This window comes from Pseudomonas edaphica, assembly GCF_005863185.1.
GTDB classification, from domain to species: domain Bacteria; phylum Pseudomonadota; class Gammaproteobacteria; order Pseudomonadales; family Pseudomonadaceae; genus Aquipseudomonas; species Aquipseudomonas edaphica.
Genome location: NZ_VBVZ01000249.1, coordinates 1 through 8,551 on the forward strand (window position 1 = coordinate 1; position 8,551 = coordinate 8,551).

The following is an 8,551-nucleotide window of genomic DNA, read 5'->3' on the forward strand; positions in this document are numbered from 1 at the left end:
TCCGGGTAGTCATGCTGCACCTTGATCAGCGGGCGCGCCGTGGTGACCTGGATGCCCAGTTCTTCCTGCAACTCGCGGGACAAAGCGCTTGCGACCGACTCATCAGCCTCCACCTTGCCGCCGGGAAACTCCCAGAGGCCGCCTTGGTGCTGGGTATCGGCACGGCGTGCCAGCAGGATCCTGCCGTCGACGCCACGGATCACCGCTGCTGCTACATGCACTCGTTTCACCACGCTTTCCTCTTGGCTGTCAGGTGCGGTATTCCGCGTTGATCTTCACGTACTCGTGGGACAGGTCGGTGGTCCAGATGGTTTCGCTGCACTCGCCGCGACCCAACTCGATGCGGATAGTGATTTCTTCTTGCTGCATCACCGCCGAGCCCTGGGCTTCGGTGTAGGTTTCAGCGCGAGCGCCACGGCTGGCAATGCACACGTCACCAAGGAATACGTCGATCTTGCTGACGTCCAGGTCCGGCACACCGGCACGGCCGACGGCAGCGAGGATGCGGCCCCAGTTCGGGTCGGAAGCAAACAGTGCAGTCTTGATCAGGGGCGAGTGGGCCACGGTGTAACCGACATCCAGGCATTCCTGGTGGTTAGCGCCGCCGTTCACTTCAACAGTGACGAACTTGGTTGCGCCCTCACCGTCACGCACGATGGCCTGGGCCACGTCCATGCACACTTCGAACACCGCCTGCTTCAATGCGGCGAACAGCGCGCCCTCGGTGGAGGTGATTTCCGGCAGGTTGGCCTGGCCGGTGGCGATCAGCATGCAGCAGTCGTTGGTCGAGGTGTCGCCATCGATGGTGATGCGGTTGAACGACTTGTTGGCGCCGTCGAGCATCAGGCGCTGCAGCACGTCGCGGGAGACTTTGGCGTCGGTGGCAATGTAGCCGAGCATGGTGGCCATGTTCGGGCGGATCATGCCCGCGCCCTTGCTGATGCCGGTCACGGTAACGGTCACGCCATCGTGTACAAACTGGCGGCTAGCGCCTTTGGGCAGGGTGTCGGTGGTCATGATGCCGGTGGCCGCAGCCGCCCAGTTATCCACAGACAGGTCATCCAGTGCGGCTTGCAGCGCGCCTTCGATTTTTTCCACCGGCAGCGGCTCACCGATCACGCCGGTGGAGTACGGCAGCACTTGGCTGGCATCCACGCCGGTCAACTGGGCCAGCTTGGCGCAGGTGCGCGCAGCGGCAACCAGGCCTGGCTCGCCGGTACCGGCGTTGGCATTGCCGGTGTTGGTCAGCAGGTAACGGATCGAACCTGCCACGCGTTGCTTGGCCAGGATGACCGGTGCGGCGCAAAACGCGTTGAGCGTGAACACGCCCGCAACCGTCGAGCCTTCGGCACAGCGCATCACCACTACATCTTTGCGCCCCGGGCGCTTGATGCCGGCCGAAGCGATACCGAGTTCAAAACCGGCGACCGGGTACAAAGTGGGCAAAGGACCAAGACCAACAGCCATGAATGCGCTCCTTAAAGAATAGGTGATGTCTGTACCGTCGCGATCAACGGTGAAATTAATGGCAAAACGCCGCGACGGCAAAGGCCGGTCGCGGCGCAGGGTGTTGCAGCGTCAGGCAAAAATCTTAGTTGATTTCGCCGTGGCAGTGTTTGAACTTCTTGCCCGAACCGCACCAGCACAGCTCGTTGCGGCCCAGCTTCTGGTCATTGCGGACCGGGGCTTGAGCCAAGGCCACATCGACCTCTTCGCCCAAGGCTTCCGGCGCTTCCAGCCCCGGTGCTTCGTCATGCTGGAACTGCATGCGCGCAGCGAGTGCCTCGGCTTCCTGACGCAGGCGGGCTTCTTCCTCGATCGGGTCTTCGCGACGCACCTGAACGTGAGAGAGCACACGGATCGAATCGCGCTTGATCGAATCCAGCAGCTCGGAGAACAGCGTGAACGACTCGCGCTTGTACTCCTGCTTCGGGTTCTTCTGGGCGTAGCCACGCAGGTGGATACCGTGACGCAGGTGGTCCATGGTCGACAGGTGGTCTTTCCACAGGTCGTCCAGCACGCGCAGTACGATTTGTTTCTCGAAGGTGCGCAGTGCTTCGGCACTCGCCTGCTCTTCTTTCTCGTTGTATGCGGCCAAAAGCTCGGTCATCAGCTTCTCGCGCAGGGTTTCTTCGTACAGGTGGTCGTCTTCGTCCAGCCACTGCTGAACCGGTAAGTCCACACCGAAGTCGCTCTTCAACGCGGCTTCCAGGCCGGCAACATCCCACTGCTCAGGCAGGGACTGTGGCGGGATGTGTGCGCTGACGGTAGCGTTGAGCACGTCCTGACGGAAATCGGCAATCGTCTCGCCAATGTTGTCGGCGGCCAGCAACGTGTTACGCATGTGATAAATCACTTTACGCTGTTCGTTGTTAACGTCATCGAACTCGAGCAGTTGCTTACGAATGTCGAAGTTACGGCCTTCTACCTTGCGTTGGGCCTTCTCGATGGCGTTGGTCACCATGCGGTGCTCGATCGCTTCACCGGACTGCATGCCCAGGGCTTTCATGAAGTTCTTCACCCGGTCCGAGGCGAAGATACGCATCAGGCTGTCTTCCAGCGACAGGTAGAAGCGGCTGGAACCGGCGTCCCCCTGACGGCCGGCACGACCACGCAGCTGGTTGTCGATACGACGCGATTCATGACGCTCGGAGGCGATTACCTGCAAACCACCGGATTCCAGCACAGCCTGGTGGCGTTTCTGCCAGTCGGCCTTGATCTGGGCGATTTGCTCAGGGCTTGGGTTTTCCAGTGCCGCAACTTCCACTTCCCAGTTGCCGCCCAACAGGATGTCGGTACCACGACCGGCCATGTTGGTAGCGATGGTCAGCGCGCCTGGGCGACCGGCCTGGGCAATGATCTCGGCTTCTTTTTCGTGGAACTTGGCGTTGAGAACCTTGTGCTCGATGCCTTCCTTGTTGAGCAGGTTGGACACGTGCTCGGAAGTCTCGATGGTGGCAGTACCCACCAGGATCGGACGCCCCTGCGCCATGCCGTCCTTGATGTCGTTGATGATTGCCGCGTATTTCTCTTCGGCCGTCAGGAACACCAGGTCGTTGAAGTCTTTACGCGCCAGCGGCTTGTTCGGTGGAATCACCATCACAGCCAGGTTGTAGATCTGATGGAATTCGAACGCTTCGGTGTCAGCTGTACCGGTCATGCCGGACAGTTTGTTGTACAGACGGAAGTAGTTCTGGAAGGTAGTCGACGCCAACGTCTGGCTTTCGGCCTGGATGTTGAGCATTTCCTTGGCTTCGATGGCCTGGTGCAGGCCTTCGGACAGACGGCGACCCGGCATGGTACGGCCGGTGTGTTCGTCAACCAGTACGACCTGGCCGTCCTGGACAATGTATTCGACGTTGCGATGGAACAGCTTGTGGGCGCGCAGGCCGGCGTACACGTGGGTCAACAGGCCCAGGTTGTGCGCCGAGTAGAGGCTTTCGCCCTCGGCCAGCTCGCCGATCTGGGTCAGCATCTCTTCGACAAACTGGTGACCGGCTTCGTTGAGTTCAACCTGGCGGGTCTTCTCGTCGATGGTGAAGTGACCTTCTTTGGTCACCACGCCTTCCACTTCCTCAACGTGCTGCACCAGGCGCGGGATCAACTTGTTGATCTCGGTGTACAGGCGCGAGCTGTCTTCGGCCTGGCCGGAGATGATCAGCGGGGTACGCGCTTCGTCGATGAGGATGGAGTCGACTTCGTCGATCACGGCAAAGTTGAGTTCGCGCTGGAATTTTTCTTCCATGCTGAACGCCATGTTGTCGCGCAGGTAATCGAAACCGAATTCGTTGTTGGTGCCGTAGGTAATGTCACACGCGTAGGCGGCGCGCTTTTCTTCCGGCGGCTGGAATGGCGTGACTACGCCGACGGTCAGGCCGAGGTATTCATACAGCGGGCGCATCCAGTTGGCGTCCCGGCGGGCCAGGTAGTCGTTCACCGTCACAACGTGCACGCCCTTGCCGGACAGTGCGTTGAGGTAAACGCCCAGGGTTGCCACCAGGGTCTTGCCTTCACCGGTACGCATCTCGGCAATCATGCCTTCATGCAAGGTCATGCCGCCGATCAACTGCACGTCGAAGTGGCGCATGCCCATGACACGCTTACCGGCTTCACGGGCGACCGCAAAGGCTTCAGGCAACAGCTTGTCGAGGGTTTCACCTTTGGCTATGCGGGCCTTGAACTCTTGGGTCTTGGCGCGCAATTGCTCGTCCGACAGGGCAACCATCTGCTCTTCGAAGGCATTGACCAGCTGCACCGTCTTGAGCATGCGTTTGACTTCGCGCTCATTCTTGCTTCCAAAAAGTTTCTTTAACAAAGGCGCAAACATATCGGCAGGTTCTTCCACACATAGGGATGGAGGGCGCACCGTGAGTGGCCCGAGCAGCCCTCACGGCCGCATGCGAACGCGCATTCTACCCGGAATCGTGGGTGAGGAAAGTGGCGTTATTCCCCGATGCTGGCATGGCGCTGTGAGAGGGCCTGTTTAAAATAAGGGCTTTTGCTGGAACTTCAACCCATCAAGCGCAGAAGTTACCTATTGATTTCACTCGCATTGCCCTGCTATCGCTTTGCCTGGGGCCGCACAGGCGCTTTCTGCTAAGATGGCGGCTCTGTTACTTAAGGTGTCTAAACATGGCGTTTCGCCCACTTACAGCCCGCGCGCCCAGCGTGTTGCTCCGCGAAGCCAAACCGTTGAAAGCCATCTTCGGCCACGCGCAACGCTTGGGCCATTTGCAACGCCTTGTAGAAAGCCAACTGCAACCTGCCGCCCGCGAACATTGTCATGTGGCGTCGTGGCGCGAAGGCAATTTACTGTTAATTGTCACCGACGGGCATTGGGCCACCCGTTTGCGCTACCAGCAAAAACGCTTGCAGCGGCAATTAATGGCATTTGAAGAGTTTGCCAGCCTGACCCGCATCCAGTTCAAGGTGCAGCCGCCCACCGTGCAGCAAGGTGCAGTGGGCCACACCATGGACCTGTCGCAGAACGCGGCCGAAACCATTCAAGCCACGGCCGACGGCATCAGCGATCCGGGCCTGCGCGCAGCGTTGGAGCGGTTGGCCGCCCACGCCAGGCCCAAGCCCTGAACCGCTACTTGCGTTTACTGCCGCCCAGCAACGAGCCCAACAACCCGCGCACCAACTGCCGTCCCATTTGATTGGCCGCCTGTTGCATGGCGGATTTGAGCGCCTTACCTGCTGTAGTCCCCAGGAACGCTCCGGCCTTGTCGGTAAAGCTCGGCTCTTCGGCGGCCGGTTTGGCCTCCTCGGTCGGGCCAAGCTCCTTGCGCGCCATCAGCACCTCATAGGCCGACTCACGGTCAATTGGCTTGTCGTAGCGCCCCAATAAAGGCGAACTGGCGATGATCGCAGCACGCTCGGCTTCGCTGAGCGGCCCGATCCGCGATTGCGGCGGCGCCACCAGCACGCGCTGGACCACTTCCGGCGTGCCCTTTTCCTGCAACGCCCCCACCAATGCCTCACCGGTGCCCAACTCAGTCAGTACCGACAAGGTATCGAACGCCGGGTTGGGGCGAAAACCGTCCGCCACCGCACGCAGGGATTTCTGCTCTTTGGTGGTGAACGCCCGCAAGCCATGCTGGATACGCAAGCCCAGTTGCGCCAATACCGTGTCAGGCAAATCCCCTGGGGATTGAGTGACAAAGTACACACCCACGCCCTTGGAACGGATCAAACGCACCACTTGTTCCAGGCGATCCTGCAATGCCTTGGGCGTATCGGCGAACAATAAATGCGCCTCGTCGAAAAACAGCGCCAGCAACGGTTTATCGGCATCGCCACGCTCCGGCAGTTGTTCGAACAACTCGGCCAACAGCCACAGCAGGAAGGTCGCATAGACCTTGGGCGCCTCGTGCACCAAGCGGCTCGCGTCCAGCAGGTGAATGCGCCCACGACCATCGCCGGCAGGCTGCAAGATATCTTCAAGCTGCAGGGCAGGCTCGCCAAACAAGGCTTCGGCGCCCTGCTGCTCCAGCACCGCCAAACGCCGCAACAGCGCCTGGCTGGAACCGGTGGTCATCAGCGCCGCGTCGTCGCCCAGCAGTTCCGGGTGATAACGCAAGTGGTTGAGCAAGGCCTTGAGGTCTTTGAGGTCCAGCAGCAACAGGCCTTCGCGGTCGGCCACCTTGAAAGTCGCATAGAGCGCCGATTGCTGGCTGTCAGTGAGTTCCAGCAGGCTGCCAAGCAGCAACGGCCCCATTTCGCTGATGGTGGTGCGAAGCGGATGACCGGACTGCCCGTGGATATCCCACAGTGTTACCGGATACGCCTTCGCGCTGTAATTGAGGAAGGGCATGCCCGCAATGCGCTCGGCCACCTTGCCTTGAGGGTTGGCCGCAGCGCCAAGGCCGCACAAGTCACCCTTGATATCAGCGGCAAACACGGCCACACCCGCATCGCTGAAGGCTTCCGCCAAGCGCTGCAACGTGACGGTTTTACCTGTGCCGGTCGCGCCGGCAATCAACCCGTGACGGTTGGCCAAGCGCATGGCCTGGGCGATGGGCTGGCCGTCCAGGCCGGCGCCGATAAGGAGTTGCGAGGAATCAGGCATTTCGTCACCTTTGGTTAATCTTTAGTGCCGTCAGGTCGATACAGACAGAGGTAAGACCCACAAAGTCTAAAAATAGGTCAGATAGTTCTCACAGGGACCACCGGAATTATCACAAGCAGTATCACACCTTTTTTGACGCTGTCATTTTGCGCATCCTACAAGGACGCGCTTCGGATATTAAGACCTTAGCGGACCCTACAAGCCATGAATAAAAACCTGCGCTTCAGCCACAAAATCCTGCTTGCAGCCTCCCTTATCGTCATCGCCGCTTTTGCACTGTTTACCCTCTACAACGACTACCTGCAACGCAACGCGATTCGCGACGACCTCAATAATTACCTGCATGAAATGGGCGATGTCACCGCCAGCAACATTCAAACCTGGCTCACCGGGCGTATTGCCCTGGTCGAAAACGCTGCACAGAACATCGCGATCAACCCTGAACCCGCCGTAGTTGCTGGCCTGCTCGAGCAGAAAACCCTGACATCCTCGTTCATGGCCACCTACGTGGGCGACAGCAAAGGCGCCTTCACCATCCGCCCCGACACCAAGATGCCGGACGGTTTCGACCCACGGGTGCGCCCTTGGTACAAAGGCGCCCAAAGCAGTAACGGCTCAACCCTGACCGAACCTTACATCGACGCAGCGACCGGCCAGTTGATCATTTCCGTCGCTACCCCCAGCGCCAAGGCGGGGCAAAGCATCGGCGTGGTCGGCGGCGACCTGAGCCTGCAAACGCTGGTGGATAACATCGGCGCGCTGAACTTCGGCGGCATGGGCTACGCGTTCCTGGTCAGCGCTGACGGCAAAGTGCTGGTGCACCCGGACAAGAACCTGGTGATGAAGACGCTGGCCGACATGTACCCGAAAAACACCCCGAAGATCAGTGGTGACTTCAGCGAAGTCGAAGCCAATGGCAAAGACAACATCGTGACCTTCACCCCCATCAAAGGCCTGCCGTCGGTGAACTGGTACCTGGGTATTTCGGTGGATAAAGATAAATCCTTCGCCATGCTCAGCAAATTTCGCACCTCGGCCGTTATCGCCACGATCATTGCGGTTGTGATCATCATCGCGCTGCTCGGCATGCTGATCCGAGTACTGCTGCAACCCCTGCACGTGATGACCCGCGCCATGCAGGACATCGCCGATGGCGAAGGTGACCTGACCCGCCGCCTGAACATCCAGAATCACGACGAGTTCGGCACGCTGGGTAATGCTTTCAATCGCTTCGTGGAGCGCATTCACACCTCGATTCGCGAAGTGTCCTCGGCCACCGAGCAGGTCAATGAAGTGGCCCTGCGAGTGGTCAGCGCTTCCAACTCGTCGATGGTCAACTCTGACGAGCAGGCCAACCGCACCAACAGCGTGGCCGCCGCCATCAACGAACTGGGCGCTGCTGCGCAAGAAATTGCACGTAACGCCGCGCAGGCTTCCCATCAGGCCAGCGATGCCCGGCACTTGGCCGAGGACGGCCAGCAAGTGGTCGAGCGTAATATCAAGGCAATGAACCAACTGTCCGAGATGATCAGCGCCTCCAGCAGCAATATCGAAGCGCTCAACAGCAAGACCGTGAACATCGGGCAGATTCTGGAAGTGATCACCAGCATCTCCCAGCAAACCAACCTGCTGGCGCTGAACGCCGCCATCGAAGCGGCACGTGCAGGTGAAGCTGGTCGCGGGTTTGCGGTGGTGGCCGATGAGGTGCGCAACCTGGCACATCGCACTCAGGAATCGGCGCAACAAGTGCAAAAGATGATTGAAGAGTTGCAGGTCGGCGCCCGGGATTCGGTCAGCACCATGAGTGAAAGCCAACGCCATAGCCTGGAGAGCGTCGAGATCGCCAACCTGGCCGGCGAGCGTCTCAACAGCGTGACCCAACGCATTGGCGAGATCGACGGGATGAACCAGTCCGTGGCCACCGCCACCGAGGAACAGACTTCGGTGGTGGAGTCGATCAACATGGACATCACCGAGATC

6 protein-coding genes and 1 pseudogene are annotated in these 8,551 nt (G+C 59.8%); 3 read left to right on the plus strand and 4 right to left on the minus strand.

Annotated features, from left to right (window positions below; all coding sequences use genetic code 11):
- From FEM54_RS17230 to secA, 3 genes are all read right to left on the minus strand, one after another.
- Positions 1-230 (minus strand): NUDIX domain-containing protein (locus FEM54_RS17230; protein ID WP_138452092.1); only part of this gene is annotated, 230 nt, incomplete at its 3' end.
- A gap of 19 nt (positions 231-249) precedes the next feature.
- Positions 250-1,467, minus strand: a complete 1,218-nt coding sequence (gene argJ, locus FEM54_RS17235) for a bifunctional glutamate N-acetyltransferase/amino-acid acetyltransferase ArgJ (protein ID WP_138452094.1) — start codon at positions 1,465-1,467, stop codon at positions 250-252.
- A 124-nt stretch (positions 1,468-1,591) separates the two neighbouring features.
- On the minus strand, positions 1,592-4,327 hold the full coding sequence (secA, locus tag FEM54_RS17240; RefSeq protein ID WP_017139796.1) for a preprotein translocase subunit SecA: 2,736 nt from the start codon (positions 4,325-4,327) through the stop codon (positions 1,592-1,594).
- 305 nt (positions 4,328-4,632) lie between these two features.
- Here secA and FEM54_RS17245 point away from each other — a divergent pair, with 305 nt between their 5' ends.
- Positions 4,633-5,088, plus strand: a complete 456-nt coding sequence (locus tag FEM54_RS17245; protein WP_017139795.1) for a DUF721 domain-containing protein — start codon at positions 4,633-4,635, stop codon at positions 5,086-5,088.
- Positions 5,089-5,092: 4 nt separating this feature from the next.
- On the opposite strand, the gene FEM54_RS17250 is transcribed toward FEM54_RS17245, so the two are convergent.
- On the minus strand, positions 5,093-6,571 hold the full coding sequence (locus FEM54_RS17250; RefSeq protein ID WP_017139794.1) for a helicase HerA-like domain-containing protein: 1,479 nt from the start codon (positions 6,569-6,571) through the stop codon (positions 5,093-5,095).
- A 204-nt stretch (positions 6,572-6,775) separates the two neighbouring features.
- On the opposite strand from FEM54_RS17250, the pseudogene FEM54_RS35140 reads away from it, so the two are divergent.
- A pseudogene (locus FEM54_RS35140) lies at positions 6,776-7,807 on the plus strand (HAMP domain-containing protein); the annotation flags it as partial.
- 93 nt (positions 7,808-7,900) lie between these two features.
- Positions 7,901-8,551: methyl-accepting chemotaxis protein (locus FEM54_RS35145; protein WP_420875320.1), on the plus strand; the 651-nt coding region annotated here is incomplete at its 3' end.

What these genes read in the sequence shown, in the direction of transcription:
- argJ (WP_138452094.1), bottom strand. Translation starts at nt 1,467, where the DNA reads ATGGCTGTTGGTCTTGGTCCTTTGCCCACTTTGTACCCGGTCGCCGGT.
- FEM54_RS17245 (WP_017139795.1), top strand. Translation starts at nt 4,633, where the DNA reads ATGGCGTTTCGCCCACTTACAGCCCGCGCGCCCAGCGTGTTGCTCCGC.
- FEM54_RS17250 (WP_017139794.1), bottom strand. Translation starts at nt 6,571, where the DNA reads ATGCCTGATTCCTCGCAACTCCTTATCGGCGCCGGCCTGGACGGCCAG.
- secA (WP_017139796.1), bottom strand. Translation starts at nt 4,327, where the DNA reads ATGTTTGCGCCTTTGTTAAAGAAACTTTTTGGAAGCAAGAATGAGCGC.